This is a genomic window from Pseudonocardia lutea (assembly GCF_042658055.1).
GTDB lineage: Bacteria > Actinomycetota > Actinomycetes > Mycobacteriales > Pseudonocardiaceae > Pseudonocardia > Pseudonocardia lutea.
The window spans coordinates 1-23,751 of record NZ_JBHSQK010000062.1; the positions used below are offsets into that span (position 1 = coordinate 1).

Annotated in this window: 32 protein-coding genes; 31 read left to right on the top strand and 1 reads right to left on the bottom strand. The window is 70.5% G+C overall.

The annotated features are described in order from the left end of the window. Positions 1-596: 596 nt before the first annotated feature. The gene (locus ACFQH9_RS22390; RefSeq protein WP_379568580.1) at positions 597-2,930 is read right to left on the bottom strand and encodes an alpha/beta hydrolase fold domain-containing protein; all 2,334 of its coding nucleotides are present in this window, start codon (positions 2,928-2,930) and stop codon (positions 597-599) included. A 512-nt stretch (positions 2,931-3,442) separates the two neighbouring features. On the opposite strand from ACFQH9_RS22390, the gene rpsL reads away from it, so the two are divergent. The 31 genes from rpsL (at position 3,443) to ACFQH9_RS22545 (ending at position 23,676) form a co-directional block, all read left to right on the top strand. Beyond that, a complete protein-coding gene (gene rpsL, locus ACFQH9_RS22395) occupies positions 3,443-3,817 on the top strand; it encodes a 30S ribosomal protein S12 (RefSeq protein WP_037046087.1) in 375 nt (124 codons plus the stop codon). Then, the gene (gene rpsG, locus ACFQH9_RS22400; protein ID WP_379568583.1) at positions 3,817-4,287 is read left to right on the top strand and encodes a 30S ribosomal protein S7; all 471 of its coding nucleotides are present in this window, start codon (positions 3,817-3,819) and stop codon (positions 4,285-4,287) included. Before rpsL ends, rpsG begins: the two co-directional genes overlap by 1 nt. Positions 4,288-4,335: 48 nt before the next feature. Then, positions 4,336-6,435 carry an elongation factor G gene (gene fusA / locus ACFQH9_RS22405; RefSeq protein ID WP_379568585.1) on the top strand — a complete coding sequence of 700 codons (2,100 nt, stop codon included), beginning with the start codon at positions 4,336-4,338 and terminating at the stop codon, positions 6,433-6,435. Positions 6,436-6,567: 132 nt separating this feature from the next. Continuing rightward, positions 6,568-7,761: an elongation factor Tu gene (gene tuf, locus ACFQH9_RS22410; RefSeq protein ID WP_379568587.1), complete on the top strand. Its 1,194-nt coding sequence runs from the start codon at positions 6,568-6,570 to the stop codon at positions 7,759-7,761. A gap of 441 nt (positions 7,762-8,202) precedes the next feature. Then, positions 8,203-8,508, top strand: coding sequence for a 30S ribosomal protein S10 (gene rpsJ, locus ACFQH9_RS22415; RefSeq protein WP_003938093.1), 306 nt, complete (start codon positions 8,203-8,205; stop codon positions 8,506-8,508). A gap of 7 nt (positions 8,509-8,515) precedes the next feature. Then, positions 8,516-9,169: a 50S ribosomal protein L3 gene (gene rplC, locus ACFQH9_RS22420; RefSeq protein ID WP_379568589.1), complete on the top strand. Its 654-nt coding sequence runs from the start codon at positions 8,516-8,518 to the stop codon at positions 9,167-9,169. Then, on the top strand, positions 9,166-9,831 hold the full coding sequence (gene rplD, locus ACFQH9_RS22425) for a 50S ribosomal protein L4 (protein WP_379568591.1): 666 nt from the start codon (positions 9,166-9,168) through the stop codon (positions 9,829-9,831). Before rplC ends, rplD begins: the two co-directional genes overlap by 4 nt. Beyond that, positions 9,828-10,127 (top strand): 50S ribosomal protein L23, encoded by a 300-nt coding sequence (gene rplW / locus ACFQH9_RS22430; RefSeq protein WP_345383469.1) that lies wholly within the window; start codon positions 9,828-9,830, stop codon positions 10,125-10,127. The genes rplD and rplW overlap by 4 nt, the downstream gene beginning before the upstream one ends. A 16-nt stretch (positions 10,128-10,143) precedes the next feature. Continuing rightward, positions 10,144-10,977 carry a 50S ribosomal protein L2 gene (gene rplB / locus ACFQH9_RS22435; RefSeq protein ID WP_379568594.1) on the top strand — a complete coding sequence of 278 codons (834 nt, stop codon included), beginning with the start codon at positions 10,144-10,146 and terminating at the stop codon, positions 10,975-10,977. A 15-nt stretch (positions 10,978-10,992) separates the two neighbouring features. Continuing rightward, positions 10,993-11,274: a 30S ribosomal protein S19 gene (gene rpsS / locus ACFQH9_RS22440; protein ID WP_343941366.1), complete on the top strand. Its 282-nt coding sequence runs from the start codon at positions 10,993-10,995 to the stop codon at positions 11,272-11,274. A 39-nt stretch (positions 11,275-11,313) separates the two neighbouring features. Then, positions 11,314-11,733, top strand: coding sequence for a 50S ribosomal protein L22 (rplV, locus tag ACFQH9_RS22445; RefSeq protein ID WP_379568596.1), 420 nt, complete (start codon positions 11,314-11,316; stop codon positions 11,731-11,733). Next, positions 11,733-12,584: a 30S ribosomal protein S3 gene (gene rpsC, locus ACFQH9_RS22450; RefSeq protein WP_345383466.1), complete on the top strand. Its 852-nt coding sequence runs from the start codon at positions 11,733-11,735 to the stop codon at positions 12,582-12,584. The genes rplV and rpsC overlap by 1 nt, the downstream gene beginning before the upstream one ends. Before the next feature lie 3 nt (positions 12,585-12,587). Beyond that, positions 12,588-13,007: a 50S ribosomal protein L16 gene (gene rplP, locus ACFQH9_RS22455; protein ID WP_379568599.1), complete on the top strand. Its 420-nt coding sequence runs from the start codon at positions 12,588-12,590 to the stop codon at positions 13,005-13,007. Further along, positions 13,007-13,243, top strand: a complete 237-nt coding sequence (gene rpmC / locus ACFQH9_RS22460) for a 50S ribosomal protein L29 (RefSeq protein WP_037046106.1) — start codon at positions 13,007-13,009, stop codon at positions 13,241-13,243. Before rplP ends, rpmC begins: the two co-directional genes overlap by 1 nt. Continuing rightward, positions 13,240-13,506, top strand: a complete 267-nt coding sequence (rpsQ, locus tag ACFQH9_RS22465; protein ID WP_345383464.1) for a 30S ribosomal protein S17 — start codon at positions 13,240-13,242, stop codon at positions 13,504-13,506. The genes rpmC and rpsQ overlap by 4 nt, the downstream gene beginning before the upstream one ends. Then, on the top strand, positions 13,503-13,871 hold the full coding sequence (rplN, locus tag ACFQH9_RS22470; protein WP_379568602.1) for a 50S ribosomal protein L14: 369 nt from the start codon (positions 13,503-13,505) through the stop codon (positions 13,869-13,871). The genes rpsQ and rplN overlap by 4 nt, the downstream gene beginning before the upstream one ends. A 3-nt stretch (positions 13,872-13,874) precedes the next feature. Next, positions 13,875-14,204: a 50S ribosomal protein L24 gene (rplX, locus tag ACFQH9_RS22475; RefSeq protein WP_379568604.1), complete on the top strand. Its 330-nt coding sequence runs from the start codon at positions 13,875-13,877 to the stop codon at positions 14,202-14,204. Position 14,205: 1 nt separating this feature from the next. Next, positions 14,206-14,769 (top strand): 50S ribosomal protein L5, encoded by a 564-nt coding sequence (gene rplE, locus ACFQH9_RS22480; RefSeq protein WP_379568606.1) that lies wholly within the window; start codon positions 14,206-14,208, stop codon positions 14,767-14,769. A gap of 3 nt (positions 14,770-14,772) precedes the next feature. Further along, a complete protein-coding gene (locus ACFQH9_RS22485; protein WP_345383461.1) occupies positions 14,773-14,958 on the top strand; it encodes a type Z 30S ribosomal protein S14 in 186 nt (61 codons plus the stop codon). Positions 14,959-15,034: 76 nt separating this feature from the next. Further along, a complete protein-coding gene (gene rpsH / locus ACFQH9_RS22490; RefSeq protein ID WP_379568609.1) occupies positions 15,035-15,433 on the top strand; it encodes a 30S ribosomal protein S8 in 399 nt (132 codons plus the stop codon). Positions 15,434-15,448: 15 nt separating this feature from the next. Continuing rightward, positions 15,449-15,988 (top strand): 50S ribosomal protein L6, encoded by a 540-nt coding sequence (gene rplF, locus ACFQH9_RS22495; RefSeq protein WP_379568611.1) that lies wholly within the window; start codon positions 15,449-15,451, stop codon positions 15,986-15,988. 3 nt (positions 15,989-15,991) lie between these two features. Next, entirely contained in the window at positions 15,992-16,396 is a 405-nt protein-coding gene (rplR, locus tag ACFQH9_RS22500; RefSeq protein WP_379568613.1) for a 50S ribosomal protein L18, read from the top strand. A gap of 31 nt (positions 16,397-16,427) precedes the next feature. Continuing rightward, complete coding sequence (gene rpsE / locus ACFQH9_RS22505; protein ID WP_379568615.1) at positions 16,428-17,048, top strand: 30S ribosomal protein S5; 621 nt, start codon at positions 16,428-16,430, stop codon at positions 17,046-17,048. A 5-nt stretch (positions 17,049-17,053) separates the two neighbouring features. Then, positions 17,054-17,242 carry a 50S ribosomal protein L30 gene (gene rpmD, locus ACFQH9_RS22510; protein WP_379568693.1) on the top strand — a complete coding sequence of 63 codons (189 nt, stop codon included), beginning with the start codon at positions 17,054-17,056 and terminating at the stop codon, positions 17,240-17,242. Continuing rightward, positions 17,242-17,691: a 50S ribosomal protein L15 gene (gene rplO / locus ACFQH9_RS22515; RefSeq protein ID WP_345383456.1), complete on the top strand. Its 450-nt coding sequence runs from the start codon at positions 17,242-17,244 to the stop codon at positions 17,689-17,691. Before rpmD ends, rplO begins: the two co-directional genes overlap by 1 nt. A 156-nt stretch (positions 17,692-17,847) precedes the next feature. Continuing rightward, entirely contained in the window at positions 17,848-19,158 is a 1,311-nt protein-coding gene (gene secY / locus ACFQH9_RS22520) for a preprotein translocase subunit SecY (RefSeq protein ID WP_379568617.1), read from the top strand. Between the two features lie 155 nt (positions 19,159-19,313). Then, a complete protein-coding gene (locus tag ACFQH9_RS22525; RefSeq protein WP_379568619.1) occupies positions 19,314-19,865 on the top strand; it encodes an adenylate kinase in 552 nt (183 codons plus the stop codon). A 25-nt stretch (positions 19,866-19,890) separates the two neighbouring features. After that, the gene (gene map / locus ACFQH9_RS22530) at positions 19,891-20,715 is read left to right on the top strand and encodes a type I methionyl aminopeptidase (RefSeq protein WP_379568621.1); all 825 of its coding nucleotides are present in this window, start codon (positions 19,891-19,893) and stop codon (positions 20,713-20,715) included. A gap of 101 nt (positions 20,716-20,816) precedes the next feature. Further along, a complete protein-coding gene (locus ACFQH9_RS22535; protein WP_379568623.1) occupies positions 20,817-21,929 on the top strand; it encodes a Re/Si-specific NAD(P)(+) transhydrogenase subunit alpha in 1,113 nt (370 codons plus the stop codon). After that, positions 21,929-22,282 carry an NAD(P) transhydrogenase subunit alpha part 2 gene (locus ACFQH9_RS22540; protein ID WP_379568626.1) on the top strand — a complete coding sequence of 118 codons (354 nt, stop codon included), beginning with the start codon at positions 21,929-21,931 and terminating at the stop codon, positions 22,280-22,282. Before ACFQH9_RS22535 ends, ACFQH9_RS22540 begins: the two co-directional genes overlap by 1 nt. Further along, positions 22,282-23,676 carry an NAD(P)(+) transhydrogenase (Re/Si-specific) subunit beta gene (locus tag ACFQH9_RS22545; RefSeq protein WP_379568628.1) on the top strand — a complete coding sequence of 465 codons (1,395 nt, stop codon included), beginning with the start codon at positions 22,282-22,284 and terminating at the stop codon, positions 23,674-23,676. The genes ACFQH9_RS22540 and ACFQH9_RS22545 overlap by 1 nt, the downstream gene beginning before the upstream one ends. Positions 23,677-23,751 lie beyond the last annotated feature (75 nt).

Consider the following 23,751-nt stretch of genomic DNA (forward strand, 5'->3'; position numbering starts at 1 on the left):
GTGCCTCGCGCACCCGGCCGTGCCTCGCGCACCCGGCCGCACCTCGCTCACCGGACCGCGCCGCCCGCACCGCGCCCCGCCCACCGGCCGACGGCCCGCACACCGGCGCAACTCGCGCACCGGGCCCGGCCGCACCGGGCCGTGCAGCGCCCACCTGGCCGCGCCGCACCCGGGCAGGCCTCGCACACCCCCTCTGGCGGCGACACACCCGGGAGGTCGGCCGCACATGCCGTCGACCGGGTGTGGGCCGCACCGTCGGTTGTGCCGGCCCGGCGGCGATCCCGGGAGCTGACGGACCGGTCGACGCGATCGTTCGTCGTCCCGCCCGGGGCCGGCACACCCCGCCGAGCGCGGCACATCCCGTCGACGACCTGTGCGAGCGCCGGCGTGGGTGTGCCGGCGTGCCACACGGGGTGCGGAACGCCCGACGAGGTGTGCGGCGTTGAGAACGACGCACCCCTCCGGCGGGCACATACCGGAGGGGTGCACCGCGTCATGGAGCCATGACGCGCTCTGATGGCCGTTCTGGACGTGTTATGGAGCCACAACGCGTTCCGAGGGCAGCCGATCTGCGAGCGTCCTGGTGCCTGACCGCGTCAGGTGGTGACGTACTCGCCCTCGTCGAGCCGGGAGGTGCGGCGGCGGTACTCCAGCATCGTGCCCGGCCAGTTGTTGGTCACCCGGCCCGAGTCGGTGCGGTACCAGCTCACGCACTCCGTCCACACGCTGTCCGTGAGCCGCGACTGCATCTCGGTGTCGTAGGCGGTGGCGGCGTCCGGCCGCACCTCCAGCGAGCGGGTGCCGGTGGCGAGGCGCCGGATGCCCTCGCGGGCGTAGCGGATCTGGCACTCGAGCATGTGCACGATCGAGCCCGAGCCGACGTTGGTGTTCGGGCCGTAGAGCAGGAACAGGTTCGGGAAGCCCGGCACGGTGATCCCCAGGTGCGCCCGGGCCCCCTCCCGCCACTCCTCGGACAGCTCGCGGCCCCCGCGGCCCACCACCTGCATCGGCGCCAGGAAGTCCTGGGTGCGGAAGCCCGTGCCGAAGATGATCACGTCGGCCGGGTACAGCGTGCCGTCGGCGGCGACGACGCCCTCCTCGGTGACCTCGGAGATCTTCTCGGTGACGACCTCGACGTCCGGCCGGGCCAGGGCCCGGAACCAGTCCGAGGAGATCAGCACGCGTTTGCAGCCGACCGGGTAGTCCGGCGCGATGCGTTCGCGCAGCTCCACGTCCGGGACCTGCAGCCGCAGCTGCAGCCGGTGCAGCAGGCCGAAGGTGGCGGCGAAGGGGCGGACCACCGTGAAGCCCAGCGCGCCGAACTCGAAGAACCCGGTCCAGAAGGCCCGCGCGGCGCGGCTCCAGGCGCGGAACCGCAGGCTGAAGGCCCGCGGACCGTACGGGCGGTCCAGCTTCGGGATGACGTAGGGCGCGGAGCGCTGGAACACGGTGACCTGGTCGGCGTCGGGCGCGATCGCCGGCACGAACTGGATCGCGCTCGCCCCCGTCCCGACGACGGCGACCCGCTTGCCGCGCAGGTCGACCGAGGAGTCCCAACGGGCGGAGTGGAACACCGGGCCCGGGAACCGCTCGATGCCGGGCAGGTCGGGCATCGCGGGGCGCGAGAGCTGCCCGCACGCCGCGACGAGGGCCTCGGCCTCCAGGTCGCCGCCGCTGGTCCGGATCCGCCAGACGGCGGCGTCCTCGTCCCACCGGGCGTCGGTGACCTCGGTGCCGAGCCTGATGTCCCGCTCCACGTCGTGGTCGGCCGCGACCGTGCGCAGGTAGCGCAGGATGTCCGGCTGCGGCGCGAAGCGGCGGCTCCAGTCGCCGGGGGCGAAGGAGTACGAGTACAGGTTCGACGGGACGTCGCAGGCCGCACCCGGGTAGGTGTTGTCCCGCCAGACCCCGCCGACCTGCGACGCCTTCTCCAGGATCGTGACGTCGGCGAGGTCGTCCTCGCGCAGGGCCACGCCCATCCCGATCCCGCCGAAGCCGGCGCCGACGACCGCGACCCGCACCCGCCGGTCCGCCTGGTCGCGGCGCAGCGCCGCCCCGAGCTCGCGCAGGTCGGTGTGGGCCCGGCCGAGCAGCCCGGCCTCGAGCACGTGGTCGTGCCACATGCCCTCGGCGCGGGTGTAGGTGACCCGCCCGCCCGCCGCGCGGACCCGCTCGACCAGCCGGTCGGCGTCGCCCACCAGGACCTCGTCCGCCCCGGCGACGACGTGCAGCGGCGGCAGGCCGGACAGGTCGGCCTCCAGCGGCCGCAGCTCCGGGTCGGCGGCGCCGCCGCGACGCAGGTAGGACCGCCGCCCCTCCTCCAGCAGGCCGGGCCCGAGCATCGCGTCCCGCCCGGTGTTGCGGGCGATGGCGGGGTCGGTGAGGTCGAGATCCAGCCAGGGCGAGATCAGCCCGACGCCCGCGGGCAGCGGGAGGCCCGCCGAGCGCAGCCGCAGCAGCAGCGCCACGGCCAGTCCGCCGCCCGCGGAATCTCCGGCGAGGGCGATGCGTTGTGCAGGGTGTCCCGCGTCGAGGAGCGCCCGGTAGGCGCGCTCGGCGTCGTCGAGGGCGGCGGGGTACGGGTGTTCGGGCGCCAGCCGGTAGTCCAGCAGGTGCACGGTCCCGCCGGTCGCCTCGGCCAGCCACGCGCCGAGCGATCGGTGCGAGGCGGGGGAGCCGACCACGTAGCCGCCGCCGTGCAGGAAGAGCACGGGGCGGTCGTCGCGGCTGCCGGGGACGGACACGCGGACCGACGGCCGGCCGCCGAGCGACGAGGGGGTGGAGCGGGTGCCACGGGGGACGGGGAGCAGTCGGCCCTGGAGGTCGACGAGCGCCCGCGAGACCGGGGTCGGCAGCCGGGGCGAGAGCGCGGGGGCCACCAGCAACCGGGTGGCGAGCCGGACGGCGGCGCACGGCAGTGTGAGGCGCATGATCGAACCGTAGGGCCGCGGCCCGGGCCCGCGGACGGGGGCGCCGGGGGCAACGGCGGCCCGCGCGGGCCAGCCGGGGAGCCGGGCGTCCGCAGGGCGGCGGGGCGCGACGAGCGCGGGCCGATCTGCGACGAGCGGGTGAGCCTGCTTGCGTCGCCGGCGGGGCTGAGGCAGCCTCCCAGCTGACGCGAGAGTGGCCCGGAGATGGCCGGCGGGAGTCCGCAGGCCCCGCCACGGTCCCTGGGCGGACCCGTTTTGACCCTCGTCAGACGGGCCGCGTACCCTTGGTACTTGCGCGCGATCACGCGTGCCCTCGTCCGCCCTGGACGCCTCCGCGGAGTTCCCCGACTCCGGGGCCGGTGCGCAGGGCGCGACACGCCCGACCTCGCGGTCCGGCGGGCCGGGGTGGAAGCGGCCCGTGACCACGATCGGGCGGCGCACGACCCGCCCGCCCGGGCAGCCGCACGGGCGAGACACCTGAGCATCACGAGTAGGGAAGAAGCAGAGGGTTCATGCCCACTATCCAGCAGTTGGTCCGCAAGGGCCGCGAGGACAAGGTCGCCAAGACCAAGACGGCCGCGCTCAAGGGCAGCCCCCAGCGCCGCGGTGTCTGCACCCGCGTGTACACGACGACCCCGAAGAAGCCGAACTCGGCGCTCCGGAAGGTCGCCCGCGTCAAGCTCAGCAGCGGGATCGAGGTCACGGCCTACATCCCCGGCGAGGGCCACAACCTGCAGGAGCACAGCATCGTGCTCGTCCGCGGCGGCCGTGTGAAGGACCTGCCGGGCGTCCGGTACAAGGTCATCCGCGGGTCGCTGGACACCCAGGGTGTGAAGAACCGGAAGCAGTCCCGTAGCCGTTACGGCGCCAAGAAGGAGAAGAGCTGATGCCTCGCAAGGGCCCCGCTCCGAAGCGGCCGCTGGTGTCCGACCCGGTCTACAGCTCGCCGCTGGTCACCCAGCTGATCAACAAGGTGCTCAAGGACGGCAAGCGCTCGCTCGCCGAGCGGATCGTGTACGCCGCGCTCGAGGGCACCCGCGAGAAGACCGGCACCGACCCGGTCGTCACGCTCAAGCGCGCGCTGGACAACGTCAAGCCGGCCCTCGAGGTCCGCAGCCGCCGCGTCGGTGGCGCGACCTACCAGGTGCCCGTCGAGGTCCGCGCCACCCGGCAGACGACCCTCGGCCTGCGCTGGCTGGTGAGCTACGCCGGGCAGCGCCGCGAGAAGACCATGGTCGAGCGCCTCATGAACGAGCTGCTCGACGCGAGCAACGGCCTCGGCGCCAGCGTGAAGCGGCGCGAGGACATGCACAAGATGGCGGAGTCCAACAAGGCCTTCGCCCACTACCGCTGGTGACGGGCCGACCGTCCGCGCCAACCTTTTCCCAGGGGAAGTGAGCTGAACGTGGCACGGGACGTGCTGACGGACCTGACGAAGGTCCGCAACATCGGCATCATGGCGCACATCGACGCCGGCAAGACCACCACCACCGAGCGGATCCTCTACTACACCGGGATCAACTACAAGATCGGTGAGGTCCACGACGGCGCCGCCACGATGGACTGGATGGAGGAGGAGCAGAAGCGCGGCATCACGATCACGTCCGCCGCGACGACCTGCTTCTGGAAAGACCACCAGATCAACATCATCGACACGCCCGGCCACGTCGACTTCACCGTCGAGGTGGAGCGCTCGCTGCGCGTGCTCGACGGCGCGGTCGCGGTCTTCGACGGCAAGGAGGGGGTCGAGCCGCAGTCCGAGCAGGTCTGGCGGCAGGCCACCAAGTACGACGTCCCCCGCATCTGCTTCGTCAACAAGATGGACAAGCTGGGCGCGGACTTCTACTTCACCGTCGGCACCATCCGTGAGCGTCTCGGCGCCACGCCGCTGCCCCTGCAGCTGCCGATCGGCTCGGAGAGCGACTTCGTCGGCGTCGTCGACCTGGTCCAGATGCGCGCGCTGACCTGGCGCGGCGAGGTCCAGAAGGGCGAGGACTACGCGGTCGAGGAGATCCCGGCCGACCTCAAGGACAAGGCGGAGGAGTACCGCACCGCCCTGCTCGAGGCCGTCGCCGAGACCGACGACGAGCTCATGGAGCTCTACCTCGGCGGCGAGGAGCTGACGGTCGACCAGATCAAGCACGGCATCCGGGAGATCGTGCGCACCCGCGCCGCCTACCCGGTGCTCTGCGGCTCCGCGTTCAAGAACAAGGGCGTCCAGCCCATGCTCGACGCGGTGATCGACTACCTGCCGTCGCCCTACGACGTGCCGCCGGTCGAGGGCACGCTGCCGGACGGGGAGACCCCGGCCAGCCGCAAGCCCTCGAAGGAGGAGCCCTTCTCGGCGCTCGCCTTCAAGATCGCCGCGCACCCGTTCTTCGGCAAGCTGACCTACGTCCGGGTGTACTCGGGCCGGGTCGCCGCCGGTTCGCAGGTCGTCAACTCGACCAAGGACCGCAAGGAGCGCATCGGGAAGCTCTTCCAGATGCACGCCAACAAGGAGAACCCGGTCGACGAGGCCATGGCGGGCCACATCTACGCCGTCATCGGCCTGAAGGACACGACCACGGGTGACACGCTCTGCGACCCGCAGGCGCCGATCATCCTCGAGTCGATGACCTTCCCGGACCCGGTCATCCAGGTCGCGGTCGAGCCGAAGACCAAGGCGGACCAGGAGAAGCTCTCCACGGCGATCCAGAAGCTCGCCGAGGAGGACCCGACCTTCCAGGTCTCGCTGGACGAGGAGACCGGGCAGACGATCATCGCCGGCATGGGCGAGCTCCACCTCGAGGTGCTCGTCAACCGGATGAAGAGCGACTTCAAGGTCGAGGCCAACATCGGTAAGCCGCAGGTGGCCTACCGGGAGACGATCCGCAAGACCGTCGACAAGTACGAGTACACGCACAAGAAGCAGACCGGTGGGTCGGGGCAGTTCGCCCGGGTCATCATCAAGCTCGAGCCGCTGAACACGGCCGACGGTGCGCTGTACGAGTTCGACAACAAGGTCACGGGTGGGCGTGTGCCGCGGGAGTACATCCCGTCGGTCGACGCCGGCGCCCAGGACGCCATGCAGTACGGCGTGCTGGCGGGCTACCCGCTGACCGGGATCAAGCTGACCCTGCTCGACGGCCAGTACCACGAGGTCGACTCGTCCGAGATGGCGTTCAAGGTCGCCGGCTCGATGGCCCTCAAGGAGGCCGCGAGGCAGGCCAGCCCGGCGCTGCTCGAGCCGATGATGGCCGTCGAGGTCACGACGCCCGAGGACTACATGGGCGACGTGATCGGCGACCTCAACTCCCGCCGCGGCCAGATCCAGGCGATGGAGGAGCGGGCGGGCGCCCGCGTCGTCAAGGCGCTGGTCCCGCTCTCGGAGATGTTCGGCTACGTCGGCGACCTGCGGTCGCGGACCCAGGGCCGGGCCAACTACACGATGGTCTTCGACAGCTACGCCGAGGTCCCCTCGAACGTCGCCAAGGAGATCATCGCGAAGGCGACCGGCGAGTAGTCCGGACCCCTCTCGCGAGGCGCGGTCCGCGGACGGGTAGGGTCACCCGCCTGTTCGCGGCCCGCACCTCGAACCCCCAAGACCTGCCGTCAGCTCGGCGGAGACGAAGAACAAGTCCAGGAGGACACTGCAGTGGCGAAGGCGAAGTTCGAGCGGACCAAGCCGCACGTCAACATCGGCACCATCGGTCACATCGACCACGGCAAGACCACGCTGACGGCGGCCATCACCAAGGTTCTGCACGACAAGTACCCGGACCTCAACGAGGCCTCGGCGTTCGAGAACATCGACAAGGCGCCGGAGGAGCGCCAGCGCGGTATCACGATCTCCATCGCGCACGTCGAGTACCAGACCGAGAAGCGGCACTACGCGCACGTGGACTGCCCCGGTCACGCCGACTACATCAAGAACATGATCACCGGTGCGGCGCAGATGGACGGCGCCATCCTGGTGGTCGCGGCGACCGACGGCCCGATGCCGCAGACGCGTGAGCACGTGCTGCTCGCCCGTCAGGTCGGCGTGCCCTACATCGTGGTCGCGCTGAACAAGGCCGACATGGTCGACGACGAGGAGATCCTCGAGCTCGTCGAGCTGGAGGTCCGCGAGCTCCTGTCCTCGCAGGACTACCCGGGCGACGACCTCCCGATCGTCCGTGTCTCGGCGCTCAAGGCGCTCGAGGGCGACGCCGAGTGGGGCGCCCGCCTCCTCGAGCTCATGGACGCCGTCGACGAGGCGATCCCGGAGCCGGAGCGCGACACCGACAAGCCGTTCCTGATGCCGGTCGAGGACGTCTTCACGATCACCGGTCGTGGCACCGTCGTCACCGGCCGCATCGAGCGCGGTGTGGTCAAGGTGAACGAGGAGGTCGAGATCGTCGGCATCCGCGAGAAGTCGACCAAGACCACGGTCACCGGTGTCGAGATGTTCCGCAAGATCCTCGACGAGGGTCGCGCGGGCGAGAACGTCGGTCTGCTGCTCCGCGGCATCAAGCGCGAGGACGTCGAGCGCGGCCAGGTCGTCGTGAAGCCGGGCTCGATCACCCCGCACACCGAGTTCGAGGGCCAGGTCTACATCCTGGGCAAGGACGAGGGCGGCCGGCACACGCCGTTCTTCAACAACTACCGTCCGCAGTTCTACTTCCGGACGACGGACGTGACCGGCGTGGTGACCCTCCCGCAGGGCACCGAGATGGTCATGCCGGGTGACAACACCACCATGAGCGTTCAGCTGATCCAGCCGATCGCCATGGAGGAGGGCCTGCAGTTCGCCATCCGCGAGGGTGGTCGGACCGTCGGCGCCGGCCAGGTCACCAAGATCAACAAGTAAGACCCTTCCGCGGCCCGTGGACCTTCGGGGAGACCCGAGGTCCACGGGCCGCACCCCGGTCGAGGGCCGCACGAACCGGTGTGGCATCCTTGACGGGTTGCGCGCGGACGGCGGGCACACACCAAGCCGGGTCTCCCGGAACTGGAGTGGGTCCCTCGGACGCGCCGACCCCGGATCGACAGGCGACCCCCTGGGGGAAGCGGTGACCCGGGGACCGGTGTGCGGGTAGTAGGGCGACACGCCCGACCTCGTGGACCGGAGCCCAGAGGGTGAGACCTGAACAGAGCGCGGACGCCCGGTCCGCATCGGATGCCCGAGCCCGCACGGCTTCGCGCGCGTCGGTGCCGGTGGTGCGACGTAGACCTGGTCGGGGCTCCCCTCGGGTGGGACACCCGGAGACACCGTGAAGCAGCGGCAGGAAGAAGAGGACGACCCACGACCATGGCGGGACAGAAGATCCGCATCAGGCTCAAGGCCTACGACCACGAGGCAATCGACGCGTCTGCTCGCAAGATCGTGGAGACGGTGACGCGCACCGGTGCCCGTGTCGTCGGTCCTGTGCCGCTGCCGACCGAGAAGAACGTGTACTGCGTCATCCGCTCGCCGCACAAGTACAAGGACTCGCGCGAGCACTTCGAGATGCGCACGCACAAGCGGCTGATCGACATCCTCGACCCGACGCCGAAGACGGTCGACGCGCTCATGCGCATCGACCTGCCGGCCAGCGTCGACGTCAACATCCAGTAGGGCACCGATGAGCGACAGGCAGATCACCGGGATCCTGGGCCGGAAGCTCGGGATGACCCAGGTATTCGACGAGAACAACCGGGTGGTTCCGGTCACCGTGGTCCAGGCCGGGCCGAACGTCGTGACCCAGATCCGCTCGCAGGAGAAGGACGGGTACACCGCCGTCCAGCTCGCCTTCGGTGCGGTCGACCCGCGCCGGGTGAACAAGCCGGAGACCGGGCACTTCGCGAAGGCCGGCGTCACGCCGCGCCGCTACACCGTCGAGCTGCGCACGACGGACGCCGCGGACTACGAGCTCGGCCAGGAGATCACCGCGGAGGTCTTCGAGACCGGCACGGTGGTCGACGTCGTCGGCACCACCAAGGGCAAGGGCACCGCGGGTGTCATGAAGCGGCACGGCTTCGGCGGTCTGGGTGCCTCGCACGGTACCCAGCGCAAGCACCGCTCCCCGGGCTCGATCGGTGGCTGCGCCACCCCGGGCCGCGTGTTCAAGGGCCTGCGCATGGCCGGCCGCATGGGCGTCGCCCGCCAGACCACGCAGAACCTGAAGGTCCACCGCGTCGACGCCGAGCGCGGCCTGCTGCTGATCAAGGGCGCCGTCCCCGGCCCCCGCGGCGGCCTCGTCGTGGTGAAGAGCGCCGCGAAGGGTGGTGCGAAGTGAGCACCGTCGAGGTGAAGGACGCCACGGGCAACGGCACCGGCAGCGTCGAGCTGCCGGACCACGTCTTCGACGTCACCGCCAACGTCCCGCTGATGCACCAGGTCGTGGTGGCCCAGCAGGCCGCCGCCCGCCAGGGCACGCACGACACCAAGACCCGCGGCGAGGTCCGCGGCGGCGGCAAGAAGCCGTACCGCCAGAAGGGCACCGGCCGCGCCCGCCAGGGCTCGACCCGCGCGCCGCAGTTCGCCGGCGGTGGCACCGTCCACGGCCCGACGCCGCGCGACTACACCCAGCGGACCCCGAAGAAGATGAAGGCCGCCGCGCTGCGCGGCGCGCTGTCGGACCGGGCCCGCGCGGGCCTCGTCCACGTCGTCTCCGGGCTCGTCGACGGGGATACCCCCTCGACGAGGTCCGCCCGCCAGGCCATCGAGGCCGTCGCCGGCGCCGACACCCGCGTGCTCGCGGTGGTCGACCGGGACGACACGGTGAACCTGCTGAGCCTGCGCAACCTGCCGCAGGTGCACCTCATCGCGCCCGACCAGCTGAACACCTACGACGTGCTGGTCAACGACGCGGTCGTGTTCACGCAGGCCTCGCTCGACGCGTTCCTCGCCGGCCCCATCGCCGTCAAGACGAAGCGTGCCGAGGAGGCTGCGAAGTGATCCCCGACCCGCGCGACATCCTGCTCGCGCCGGTGGTGTCCGAGAAGAGCTACGGACTGCTCGACGAGAAGCAGTACACCTTCCTGGTGCACCCCGACGCGAACAAGACCCAGATCAAGATCGCCGTGGAGCAGGTGTTCGGGGTCAAGGTGACCAGCGTCAACACGCTGAACCGCCCCGGGAAGCGCAAGCGCTCCCGCACCGGCTACGGCAAGCGCAAGGACACGAAGCGCGCGATCGTCACGCTCTCGGCCGAGAGCAAGGACATCGACGTCTTCGGTGCCCGGGCGAGCTGAGGGAGCGAGCTGACCCATGGGTATCCGTAAGTACAAGCCGACGACTCCCGGCCGCCGCGGTTCCAGCGTCTCCGACTTCGCGGAGATCACCCGGTCCACGCCGGAGAAGTCGCTGATCCGTCCGCTGCACAGCAAGGGCGGCCGCAACGCGCACGGCAAGGTCACCACCCGCCACCAGGGCGGCGGCCACAAGCGGGCGTACCGCCTGATCGACTTCCGGCGGAACGACAAGGACGGCATCCCGGCCAAGGTCGCGCACATCGAGTACGACCCCAACCGGACGTCCCGCATCGCGCTGCTGCACTACGCGGACGGCGAGAAGCGCTACATCCTCGCGCCGGCGCGGCTGAAGCAGGGCGACAAGGTCGAGGCCGGCCCGAAGGCCGACATCAAGGTCGGCAACAACCTGCCGCTGCGCAACATCCCGACCGGCACCGTGGTGCACGCGATCGAGCTCCGCCCCGGCGGCGGCGCGAAGATCGCACGCTCGGCCGGCTCGAGCGTGCAGCTGGTGGCGAAGGACGGCCCCTACGCGCAGCTGCGCATGCCGTCCGGCGAGATCCGCAACGTCGACGTGCGCTGCCGCGCGACCGTCGGCGAGGTGGGCAACGCCGAGCACTCCAACATCAACTGGGGCAAGGCCGGCCGGATGCGGTGGAAGGGCAAGCGCCCGACCGTCCGCGGTGTGGCCATGAACCCGGTCGACCACCCGCACGGTGGTGGTGAGGGCAAGACCTCGGGTGGCCGCCACCCGGTGAACCCGGCCGGCAAGCCGGAGGGCCGCACCCGCCGCACCAAGCCGTCCGACAAGTTGATCGTCCGCCGGCGCCGTACCGGCAAGAAGCGCTGAGCAGGGAGGTAAGAGATGCCGCGCAGCCTGAAGAAGGGCCCCTTCGTGGACGACCACCTGCTCAAGAAGGTGGACGCCCTCAACGAGTCGGGCAAGAAGACCGTCATCCGGACCTGGTCCCGTCGGTCGACCATCATCCCCGACATGATCGGCCACACGATCGCGGTGCACGACGGCCGCAAGCACGTGCCGGTCTTCATCTCGGACTCGATGGTGGGCCACAAGCTCGGGGAGTTCGCCCCGACGCGGACCTTCCGGGGTCACATCAAGGACGACCGCAAGGCGCGCAGGCGCTGAGGCGGACCGAGTAGCGACTAGGGAGAGGTGGAGAACAGCATGGCCGACACAGCCAGCAGCACCGCCGACGCCGCGCTCGAGCCCGCTCGAGCGCTGGCGAAGGCCCGGTTCGTGCGCATGTCGCCGACCAAGTGCCGGCGCGTCGTGGACCTGGTCCGCGGCCTGCCGGTGAACGAGGCGCTCGCGATCCTGCGGTACTCGCCGCAGGCCGCCGCCGAGCCGGTGGCCAAGGTCGTGGCGAGCGCCGCGGCCAACGCCGAGAACAACTTCGACATGGACCCGGAGACCCTCGTGGTCGCCGTCGCCATGGTCGACGAGGGGCCGACGCTCAAGCGCATCCGGCCGCGGGCCCAGGGCCGCGCGTACCGGATCCGCAAGCGGACGAGCCACATCACCATCGAGGTCGAGTCCGTCCCGCAGAAGGCCGGCCGTCGTGGTGCGAAGGGGAGGGCCCGCTGATGGGGCAGAAGATCAACCCGCACGGCTTCCGCCTGGGCATCACCACGGACTGGAAGTCGCGCTGGTACGCCGACAAGCAGTACGCGGAGTACGTGAAGGAGGACGTCGAGATCCGCCGCATGCTCTCCAAGGGCATGGAGCGGGCCGGCATCTCCAAGGTCGAGATCGAGCGGACCCGGGACCGCGTGCGGGTGGACATCCACACCGCCCGCCCGGGCATCGTGATCGGGCGCCGCGGCGCCGAGGCCGACCGCATCCGCGGCAACCTCGAGAAGCTGACCAAGAAGCAGGTCCAGCTCAACATCCTCGAGGTCAAGAACTCGGAGTCGGACGCGCAGCTCGTGGCGCAGGGCGTCGCCGAGCAGCTGTCCAACCGCGTGGCCTTCCGCCGCGCGATGCGCAAGGCCATCCAGTCGGCCATGCGCTCGCCGCAGGTGAAGGGCATCCGGGTGCAGTGCTCCGGCCGCCTCGGCGGCGCGGAGATGTCGCGCTCGGAGTTCTACCGCGAGGGTCGGGTCCCGCTGCACACGCTGCGCGCGGACATCGACTACGGCCTGTTCGAGGCCCGGACCACCTTCGGCCGGATCGGCGTGAAGGTCTGGATCTACAAGGGCGACGTCGTCGGCGGGCGCCGGGAGAACGCTCCCGCCGCCGAGGCGCCGGGCCGCGGCCCGCGCCGCGAGCGGCCGGCCCGTCGTCGTTCGGGCGCCTCGGGCACGACCGCGACGAGCACGGACGCCGGGCGCGCCGCCGCCCGCGCCGACGCTCCTGGCAACGAGGGTGGGGTCGCGACGATCGAGGCCGACCAGGCCGCGCAGTCGTCGGGCCAGCAGACCGGTGGGGAGGCCTGAGTCATGCTGATCCCCCGCAAGGTGAAGCACCGCAAGCAGCACCGTCCGCACCGGACGGGGATGTCCACCGGTGGCACGCGGGTCACGTTCGGCGACTTCGGGATCCAGGCGCTGGAGCCCGCCTACGTCACCAACCGGCAGATCGAGTCGGCGCGTATCGCGATCAACCGGCACATCCGCCGTGGCGGCAAGGTGTGGATCAACGTCTTCCCGGACCGCCCGCTGACCAAGAAGCCCGCGGAGACCCGCATGGGTTCCGGTAAGGGCTCGCCCGAGAAGTGGGTGACCAACGTCAAGCCCGGCCGGGTGCTCTTCGAGATGAGCTACCCGAACGAGGAGACGGCGCGCGAGGCCCTGCGTCGCGCCATCCACAAGCTGCCCATGAAGTGCCGGATCGTGACCCGTGAGGGTGGTGACATCTGATGGCGGCCACCACTGCTGCCGAGCTGCGTGAGCTGACCGACGAGGAGCTCGTGCTGCGGGTCAAGGAGGCCAAGGAGGAGCTGTTCAACCTCCGCTTCCAGATGGCGACCGGGCAGCTGGACAACAACCGGCGGCTGCGTACCGTCCGGCACGACATCGCGCGGATCTACACGGTCATGCGCGAGCGCGAGCTGGGCCTCTCGGCCGCCCCGAGCGACAACGAGGGCGCGGCATGAGCGACAAGAGCACGCGCGGGGAGCGGAAGGTCCGCGAGGGCCTGGTCGTGTCCGACAAGATGGACAAGACGATCGTGGTCACCCTCGAGGACCGCGTGAAGCACCCGCTGTACGGCAAGGTCATCCGGCGGACCAGCAAGGTCAAGGCGCACGACGAGGCCAACACGGCCGGCGTCGGCGACCGCGTCCGGCTGATGGAGACCCGGCCGCTGTCCGCCACCAAGCGGTGGCGGCTGGTCGAGATCCTGGAGAAGGCGAAGTGATCCAGCAGGAGTCGCGGCTGCGCGTCGCCGACAACACCGGTGCCAAGGAGATCCTGTGCATCCGGGTGCTGGGCGGTTCGGCGCGGCGCTACGCGGGGATCGGCGACACGATCGTCGCCACCGTCAAGGACGCGATCCCCGCGGCCGGCGTGAAGCGCGGTGACGTCGTCAAGGCGGTCGTCGTGCGCACGGTCAAGGAGAAGCGCCGGCCGGACGGCAGCTACATCCGGTTCGACGAGAACGCCGCCGTCCTGATCAAGGACAACGGCGAGCCGCGGGGGACCCGCATCTTCGGCCCGGTCGGTCGCGAGCTCCGCGACCGCCGGTTCATGAAGATCATCTCCCTCGCCCCGGAGGTGCTGTAGGACATGAAGGTCAAGAAGGGCGACACGGTCCTCGTCATCGCCGGCAAGGACAAGGGCGCGAAGGGCAAGGTCATCCAGGCCTACCCGGAGCGCGACCGGGTCCTCGTCGAGGGCGTGAACCGCATCAAGAAGCACACGCGGGTGAGCCAGAACCAGCGGGGCGCGCAGTCCGGCGGGATCGTCACCCAGGAGGCGCCCATCCACGTCTCGAACGTGATGGTCGTCGACTCCGACGGCAACCCGACCCGGGTCGGGAAGAAGCTCGTCGAGTCCGAGGACGGCGGCAAGGCCAGGCGCGTCCGGATCTCCCGCAAGTCCGGGAAGGAGATCTGAGATGACCACTGCCGAGAAGGTCGACCCGCGCCTCAAGCAGCGCTACCGCGACGAGATCCGGGGCGAGCTGCAGAAGCAGTTCTCCTACGGGAACGTCATGCAGATCCCCGGCGTCGTGAAGGTCGTCGTGAACATGGGTGTCGGCGACGCCGCCCGTGACTCGAAGCTGATCGACGGCGCGGTCCGCGACCTGGCCACCATCACCGGCCAGAAGCCGCAGGTCCGCCGGGCCACCAAGTCCATCGCGCAGTTCAAGCTGCGCGAGGGCATGCCGATCGGCGCGAAGGTCACCCTGCGCAACGACCGGATGTGGGAGTTCCTGGACCGGCTGCTGACGATCGCGCTGCCGCGTATCCGCGACTTCCGCGGCCTCTCGCCGAACCAGTTCGACGGGCGGGGCAACTACACGTTCGGTCTCACGGAGCAGTCCATGTTCCACGAGATCGACCCGGACTCGATCGACCGGCCGCGTGGCATGGACATCACCGTCGTGACCACGGCGACCACGGACGAGGAAGGCCGGGCGCTCCTGCGCCAGCTCGGCTTCCCCTTCAAGGAGAACTGAGAGATGGCGAAGAAGGCGCTGGTCATCAAGGCGGCCAAGACCCCCAAGTTCAAGGTCCGCGGCTACACCCGCTGCCAGAAGTGCGGGCGTCCGCGCGCGGTCCTGCGCAAGTTCGGCCTCTGCCGCGTGTGCGTCCGCGAGATGGCACACGCCGGCGAGCTGCCGGGCGTCAACAAGAGCAGCTGGTAACACTCCAGCTGTCGTTTCGTTCGCCGCAGGCCCCCCGGACGTCCGGGGGGAACCACGGCGGGAAAGAGACACCGACATGACGATGACCGATCCGATCGCAGACATGCTCACGCGTCTGCGGAACGCGAACTCGGCCTATCACGACCAGGTCGTGATGCCGCACTCCAAGCTGAAGGTCGCCATTGCGGAGATCCTGCAGAAGGAGGGCTACATCGCGAGCCACCACACCGAGGACGCCGAGGTCGGCAAGTCCCTGGTGATCGAGCTCAAGTACGGGCGCAACCGCGAGCGCAGCATCGCCGGCCTGCGCCGGGTCTCGAAGCCGGGCCTGCGGGTCTACGCGAAGTCGACCAACCTGCCGCGCGTCCTCGGCGGCCTGGGCATCGCGGTCATCTCGACCAGCCAGGGCCTCCTCACGGACAAGCAGGCCTACCGGAACGGCGTGGGCGGGGAAGTCCTCGCCTACGTCTGGTGAGAAGGGAGTAGAGCGATGTCCCGCATCGGGAAGCTGCCGATCACCGTTCCGTCCGGCGTCGACGTGACCATCGAGGGCCGCACGGTCACCGTCAAGGGCCCGAAGGGCACCCTGTCGCACACCGTCATCGCGCCGATCACCGTCGAGCGCAGTGACGACGGCGTGGTCCTGGTCAAGCGGCCGGACGACGAGCGGAAGACCAAGGCCTACCACGGCCTGTCCCGGACGCTCATCAACAACCTCGTCGAGGGCGTCACCAAGGGCTACGAGAAGAAGCTCGAGATCGTCGGCGTCGGTTACCGCGTCGCGCTCAAGGGCAACTCCCTGGAGTTCGCGCTCGGCTTCAGCCACCCCGTCGTGGTCCAGGCGCCGGAGGGCATCACCTTCGCCGTCGAGTCGCCCACCCGGTTCTCGGTGGCCGGCATCGACAAGCAGCTGGTGGGCGAGACCGCGGCGAACATCCGCAAGATCCGCAAGCCGGAGCCCTACAAGGGCAAGGGCGTGCGGTACGCCGGCGAGAACGTCCGCCGCAAGGTCGGGAAGACGGGTAAGTAAGCCATGGCCGACACGATTTCTGCGAACGCGAAGAAGCGCACCGCCTCGCGGGTGTCCGCCACCCGCCGCACGGGGCTGGCGCGCCGGCACGCCCGGCTGCGCAAGAAGATCAGCGGGACGCCGGCGCGTCCGCGGCTGGCGGTCAAGCGCAGCTCGCGCCACGTGCACGTGCAGCTGATCGACGACGTCGCGGGCCACACGCTGGCCGCCGCCTCGTCGCTCGACGCCGACGTGCGTGCGCTCGAGGGCGACAAGAAGGCCAAGGCCGCCAAGGTCGGCGAGCTCATCGCGGACCGGGCCAAGGCCGCCGGCGTCGAGGCCGTCGTGTTCGACCACGGTGGCTTCGGCTACCACGGCCGGATCGCGGCGCTGGCCGACGCCGCCCGCGAGGGAGGCCTGAAGTTCTGATGCAGACCAACGAGATGGAAGGGACCGTCTGATGCCGGGACGTACGCGGCGCGAGGGCGGCGGCCCGGGCGGTAACGACCGCCGGGACCGCCGCGACGGTGGCCGTGGCGGGGCGGCCCAGGACAAGACCCCGTACATCGAGCGACTCGTCACGATCAACCGCGTGGCCAAGGTCGTGAAGGGTGGTCGTCGCTTCAGCTTCACCGCCCTGATGATCGTCGGCGACGGCGACGGCCTGGTCGGCGTGGGCTACGGCAAGGCCAAGGAGGTCCCGGCCGCGATCGCCAAGGGTGTCGAGGAGGCGAAGAAGAACTTCTTCCGCGTCCCGCGCATCGGCGGCACGATCGTGCACCGGGTCCAGGGCGAGGCGGCCGCGGGCGTGGTCATGCTCCGCCCGGCCAGCCCCGGTACCGGTGTCATCGCCGGTGGCCCCGTGCGCGCCGTCCTGGAGTGCGCGGGCATCCACGACGTCCTGTCGAAGTCGCTGGGCAGCGACAACGCGATCAACATCGTGCACGCCACGGTGGACGCGCTGAAGCAGATCCAGCGGCCCGAGGAGGTGGCGGCCCGCCGCGGCCTGCCCCTCGAGGACGTGGCCCCCGCCTCGATGCTGCGCGCCCGGGCCGAGGCCGCCCAGGCTGCGAGGGTGTGAGCGTCATGGCCGACAAGAAGCTGAGGATCACGCAGGTCCGCTCCGCCATCGGCGGCAAGGCGAACCAGCGTGAGTCGCTGAAGGCCCTCGGCCTGCGCAAGATCCGCCAGTCCCAGGAGTGGCCGGACACGCAGCAGGTCCGCGGGCTCATCAACACCGTGCGTCACCTGGTGACCGTGGAGGAGGTGTCCTGATGAGCGAGACGATCAAGGTTCACCACCTGCGGCCGGCGCCCGGCGCCAAGACCGCCAAGACCCGCGTCGGTCGCGGTGAGGGCAGCAAGGGCAAGACCGCCGGTCGCGGTACCAAGGGCACGAAGGCCCGCAAGACCGTGCCCTCCGCCTTCGAGGGCGGGCAGATGCCGCTGCACATGCGGCTGCCCAAGCTCAAGGGCTTCAAGAACCGGTTCCGGACCGAGTACCAGGTCGTGAACGTCGGCGACCTGGCCACCCTGTTCCCGCAGGGCGGCGAGGTGACCCCCGAGGCCCTCGCCGAGGCCGGCGCGGTCCGCAAGGGCAAGCCGGTCAAGGTCCTCGGCACCGGCGACCTCGACGGTGTCGCGCTCACCGTCAGCGCCCACGCCTTCTCCGGCTCGGCCAAGGAGAAGATCGCGGCCGCGGGTGGCACCGCCACCGAGCTCTGACCTGTCGACGACAGGGCTTCACCCGGCGACGCCGTCCGAGCGGCCCGCCCCCGACGAGGGGCGGCCGAGCGGGCGGCGTCGTCGCTGTTAGAGTCGTCTTCCGCCCAGGCCGTCGACGTACGGCCGTGCGGGCAGCAGACCAGGAGGATCACCGAGGTGCTCAGCGCTTTCCGGGCGGCCCTCACGACCCCGGATCTCCGGAAGAAGATCCTCTTCACCCTCGGGGTCGTGGCCGTCTACCGGCTCGGGGCGAACATCCCGTCGCCCGGCGTGTCCTACCCCAACGTGCAGGAGTGCATCCGGCAGGTCGAGGGCAGCGACAACGCGGGCATCTACTCGCTCATCAACCTGTTCTCCGGCGGCGCGCTCCTGCAGCTGTCGATCCTGGCCCTCGGGATCATGCCGTACATCACGGCGTCGATCATCGTCCAGCTGCTCACCGTGGTCATCCCGCGGTTCGAGGTGCTGAAGAAGGAGGGCCAGTCCGGGCAGGCCAAGCTCACGCAGTACACCCGCTACCTCACGATCGCGCTGGCGATCCTGCAGGCCACCGGGATCGTGGCGCTGGCCGACCGCGGGGCGCTGCTCGGCAACTGCGACCGGCCGATCATCCCGGACTCCGACGTCTTCTCCCTGGCGATCATCGTCATCGTCATGACGGCGGGCACGTCGGTCGTCATGTGGCTGGGCGAGCAGGTCACGGAGAAGGGCATCGGCAACGGCATGTCGTTGCTGATCTTCGCGTCGATCGCGCACCGCATCCCGGCCGAGGGCAAGAACATCCTCGACAACGCCGGCCCGCTGGCCTTCGCGGCCGTCTGCGTGTTCGGCCTGGCCATCATCGTCAGCGTCGTGTTCGTGGAGCAGGGCCAGCGCCGGATCCCGGTGCAGTACGCCAAGCGGATGGTCGGGCGGCGGATGTACGGCGGCACGTCCACGTACCTGCCGCTGAAGGTGAACCAGGCCGGCGTCATCCCGGTGATCTTCGGCAGCTCGCTGCTGTACCTGCCGGACCTGGTGTCGCGGCTGCTCGGCAACGAGGGCGGCGCCTTCCAGCGGTTCGTGCAGACCTACCTGGTCGACCAGTCCAACTGGCTGCACATCACCCTGTACGTGGCGCTCATCATCTTCTTCACGTACTTCTACGTCGGCATCACCTTCAACCCGGAGGAACGGGCCGACGAGATGAAGAAGTTCGGCGGCTTCATCCCGGGCATCCGGCCGGGCCGGCCGACCGCCGAGTACCTGAACTTCGTGCTCAGCCGCATCACCCTGCCGGGATCGCTCTACCTGGGCATCATCGCCGTCCTGCCGAACTTCTTCCTGGGCGTCACGGGCAGCGGGCAGAACCAGAACTTCCCGTTCGGCGGCACCGCCGTGCTGATCATGGTCGGGGTCGGGCTGGACACCGTCAAGCAGATCGAGAGCCAGCTGATGCAGCGCAACTACGAGGGTTTCCTGCGTTAGAGTCGGGGAAGAGGGCCTTGTTCGACGGGCCGTCGAAGATGCAGTATCGACGCCTCGGCGAGCGGGCCCTCCAGCCCGACGGTCCCGCCGGGGTCACCCCGTTCGCCGCCAGAGCCGGCGGCAGAGCAGAAACAAGCAGGGAGGTCGGGTTCCAAGTGCGACTCGTTCTTGTCGGTCCGCCGGGCGCGGGTAAGGGGACACAGGCCGAGCGCCTGGCGCAGCAGCTGGACGTCCCGCACATCTCCACCGGGGACCTGTTCCGGGCGAACCTGAAGGACGAGACGCCGCTCGGTCTCGAGGCCAAGTCGTACATGGACGCCGGCAACCTCGTGCCGGACTCCGTCACCGTCGCGATGGTGAAGGACCGCCTCGCGGACCCCGACGCCGCGAAGGGCTTCATCCTCGACGGCTTCCCGCGGACGGTGCCGCAGGCGGACGCGCTGGCCGGGATCCTGGCCGAGTACGGTGTCGAGCTCGACGCCGTCGTCGAGTTCCAGGTGGACGACGAGGTCGTCGTGCAGCGGCTGCTCGGCCGCGGCCGCTCGGACGACAACGAAGAGGTCATCCGGAACCGGCAGCAGGTCTACCGGGACGAGACGGCCCCGCTGTTGCGCTACTACGCGGACAAGCTCGTCACGGTCGACGCCGTCGGCGAGGTCCCCGAGATCACCCAGCGGGTGACCAGCGCACTCGAGGCACGCAAGTAGGAGACGCGATCGACGGGAGGCCCGCATGACCGGCAGGAAGGGCGGCGTGCGCGGCGCGATCGCACGGCTGCGGGGGCGGGACATCGAGCTCAAGGATCCGGCCGAGATCGAGGCCATGCGGGCGGCGGGTGCCGTGGTGGCCGCCGCGCTGGCGGCGGTCGCCGACCTCGCCAAGCCGGGGGTCTCCACGGCCGAGCTGGACGCACTGGCGGAGCAGGTCATCCGCGACGCCGGCGCCGTCCCCTCCTTCAAGGGCTACCACGGGTTCCCGGCGAGCATCTGCGCGTCGGTGAACGAGCAGATCGTCCACGGCATCCCCTCGTCGGCCCAGGTGCTGGCGGACGGGGACCTCGTGTCCGTGGACTGCGGCGCGATCCTCGACGGCTGGCACGGCGACTCCGCCGTCACGCTGGCCGTCGGGGAGGTGTCGCCCGAGGACCTCGCGCTGTCGAAGGCGTGCGAGGCCGCGATGTGGGCGGGCATCGAGGCCGTGCGGCCCGGCGGCCGGCTGACCGACATCTCGTACGCCGTCCAGGAGGCCTGCCGGCGGGCCGCGAACGCGGACCGGGCGGACTACGGGATCGTCGCCGAGTACGGCGGGCACGGCATCGGCACGTCCATGCACATGGACCCGTTCCTGCCCAACCACGGCGAGCCGGGGCACGGCCCCAAGCTCCGCCCCGGCATGGCCCTGGCGATCGAGCCGATGCTGACCGCGGGCGACCCGGAGACCCGCGAGCTCGAGGACGGCTGGACCGTCGTCACCGAGCACGGCGGGCGGGCCGTGCACTGGGAGCACACCGTCGCCGTCACCGAGGACGGGTACTCGGTCCTCACCCTCCCCGCCTGACGCGGCCCCCCGCGCTCGGCCCGGAAACCGCCCGGTCGGGCAGGGGCTGAAGAATGATCCGGAGAGGACCTTTCGGCGCTCGACTGGTCTAGGTTCCTCGCATGAGTGCTGATGCCGCAGAGCAGCGGCCCCCGGGAGCGACCGTGGGCGTGCCCCGCGAGTCGGGCTCCGGTGAGCGTCGCGTCGCGCTGGTGCCGAAGGTCGTGGAACGACTCCGGTCGAAGAACGTCTCGGTGGTCGTGGAGCCCGGGGCCGGGCTGGGTGCCCTGATCCCCGACGAGCTGTACGTCGAGGCGGGCGCGACGATCGGCGATCCGTGGTCGTGCGACGTGCTGGTGAAGGTGGCGCCGCCGACCGCGGAGGAGATCGGGCGGCTGCGGTCGGGGTCGACGCTGATCGGGTTCCTGGCCCCACTGACCTCCCCCGAGACCGTCGCGGCGCTGCGGGAGGCCGGGGTCACGGCGTTCGCGATGGAGTCGATCCCGCGCATCTCGCGGGCGCAGTCGATGGACGCGTTGTCCTCGCAGGCCAACGTCGCCGGCTACAAGGCGGTGCTGCTGGCGGCGGAGCGCTCGACCCGGTTCTTCCCGATGCTGACGACCGCGGCGGGCACGGTGAAGCCGGCGACCGCCCTGGTCCTCGGCGTGGGCGTGGCCGGGCTGCAGGCGTTGGCCACGGCGAAGCGGCTCGGCGCCCGCACCACCGGCTACGACGTGCGCCCCGAGGTGGCCGACCAGGTGCGGTCGCTGGGCGCGCAGTGGCTGGACCTGGGCATCGACGCCGCCGGCGAGGGCGGCTACGCCCGCGAGCTGACCGAGGCGGAGCGCGCCGAGCAGCAGAAGCGGCTCGAGGAGGCCATCACCGGGTTCGACGTCGTGATCACCACGGCGCTCGTGCCCGGGCGCAAGGCCCCGACCCTGGTCACCGCGAAGGCGGTGGAGGGGATGAAGCCGGGCAGCGTCGTCGTCGACCTCGCGGGGGAGACCGGCGGCAACTGCGAGCTCACCGAGCCGGGCGAGACCGTGGTGCGCCACGACGTCACCATCGCCTCGCCGCTCAACCTGCCGGCCGGGATGCCCGAGCACGCGTCGGAGCTCTACGCCCGCAACGTCTCGGCCCTGCTGGAACTCATGCTCGACGACGGCGGCGCGGTCGCGCCGGACTGGTCGGACGAGGTGCTGGCGAAGTCCTGCGTGACGCGAGAGGCGGAGTGATGCAGAGCGGGTCCCTGCTGGCGAACATCGCGATCCTGGTGCTGGCCGGGTTCGTCGGGTTCGCGGTCATCTCGAAGGTGCCGAACACGCTGCACACGCCGCTGATGTCCGGCACGAACGCGATCCACGGGATCGTGCTGCTCGGCGGGCTGATCGTGCTCGGCGAGCTGGAGAACCCGTCGGTGCTCGACGCGGTCATCCTGGTCGTCGCGATCGCCTTCGGCACGATCAACGTCGTCGGTGGTTTCCTGGTCACCGACCGGATGCTGGGGATGTTCAAGGCGAAGCCCGCCGAGAAGGTGTCGGCCGGCGACCCCGAGCGCGCCTCGGGCAACGGCCAGGTGAAGCGCTGATGGACACGGCGGTCCTGGACGTCCTCGTCCCGATCCTCTACATCATCGCGTTCGCCCTGTTCATCTACGGGCTGATGGGCCTGACCGGGCCGAAGACCGCGGTGCGCGGCAACAAGATCGCCGCGGTCGGCATGCTGATCGCGGTCGTCGCGACGCTGCTGCGGGTGCACCACAACTGGGTGCTGGTCGTGGTGGGCCTGGTCGTCGGCGCGGCGCTGGGCGTGCCGTCCGCGCGGCAGGTCAAGATGACCGCGATGCCGCAGATGGTGGCGCTGTTCAACGGCGTCGGCGGCGGCGCGGTCGCGCTGATCGCGTGGTCGGAGTTCCGCACCTCCGGCGGCTTCCTCGACACCGCCACCTACGTCGTCGTCGCGTCGCTGTTCGCGGCGATCATCGGGTCGGTGTCCTTCTGGGGCTCGCTGATCGCCTTCGGCAAGCTGCAGGAGATCCTGCCGGGCCGGCCGATGGGGCTGGGTAAGGCGCAGCAGGCGGTCAACGCGCTGCTCCTGGTCGCCGCCATCGTGTGCGCGGTGGTCGCCGGGCTGGGCGGGGCCTCCCAGCTGTGGATCGTGCTGGTGCTGCTGCTGGCCGCCGTCCTCGGCGTGATGGTGGTGCTGCCGATCGGCGGCGCGGACATGCCCGTGGTGATCTCGCTGCTCAACGCGCTGACCGGGCTCTCGGCCGCGGCCGCCGGCCTCGCGCTGGACAACACGGCGATGATCGTGGCCGGCATGATCGTCGGCGCGTCCGGTTCCATCCTGACCAACCAGATGGCCGTGGCGATGAACCGGACCATCCCGGCGATCGTGGCCGGCGGGTTCGGCGGCACGGGCGTGGCGGCGTCGGACGACGGCGTGGAGCGGACCGTGAAGTCGACCTCGGCCTCGGACGCGGCGATCCAGATGGCCTACGCCTCGCAGGTCATCGTGGTGCCGGGCTACGGGATGGCGGTCGCGCAGGCCCAGCACGCGGTCAAGGACATGGCCAAGCTGCTCGAGGCGAAGGGCGTGGAGGTCAAGTACGCCATCCACCCGGTCGCCGGGCGCATGCCGGGGCACATGAACGTGCTGCTGGCCGAGGCCGACGTGGCCTACGACGCGCTCAAGGAGATGGACGAGATCAACGACGAGTTCGCCCGCACGGACGTCACGCTCGTCATCGGGGCCAACGACGTCACCAACCCGGCGGCGCGCAACGACCCCAGCTCGCCCATCCACGGCATGCCGATCCTCAACGTCGACGAGTCCCGCACCGTCATCGTGCTGAAGCGCTCGATGAACAGCGGCTTCGCCGGCATCGACAACCCGCTGTTCTACGCGGAGCGCACGAGCATGCTCTTCGGCGACGCCAAGAAGTCCGTCATGGAGGTCACCGAGGAGCTCAAGGCGCTCTGACCCCGGTGCCCGAGCGGCACTTCCGCTGCGCGAACGGCACTCCCGCTCGGTCCTGCCGAGCGGGAGTGCCGTTCG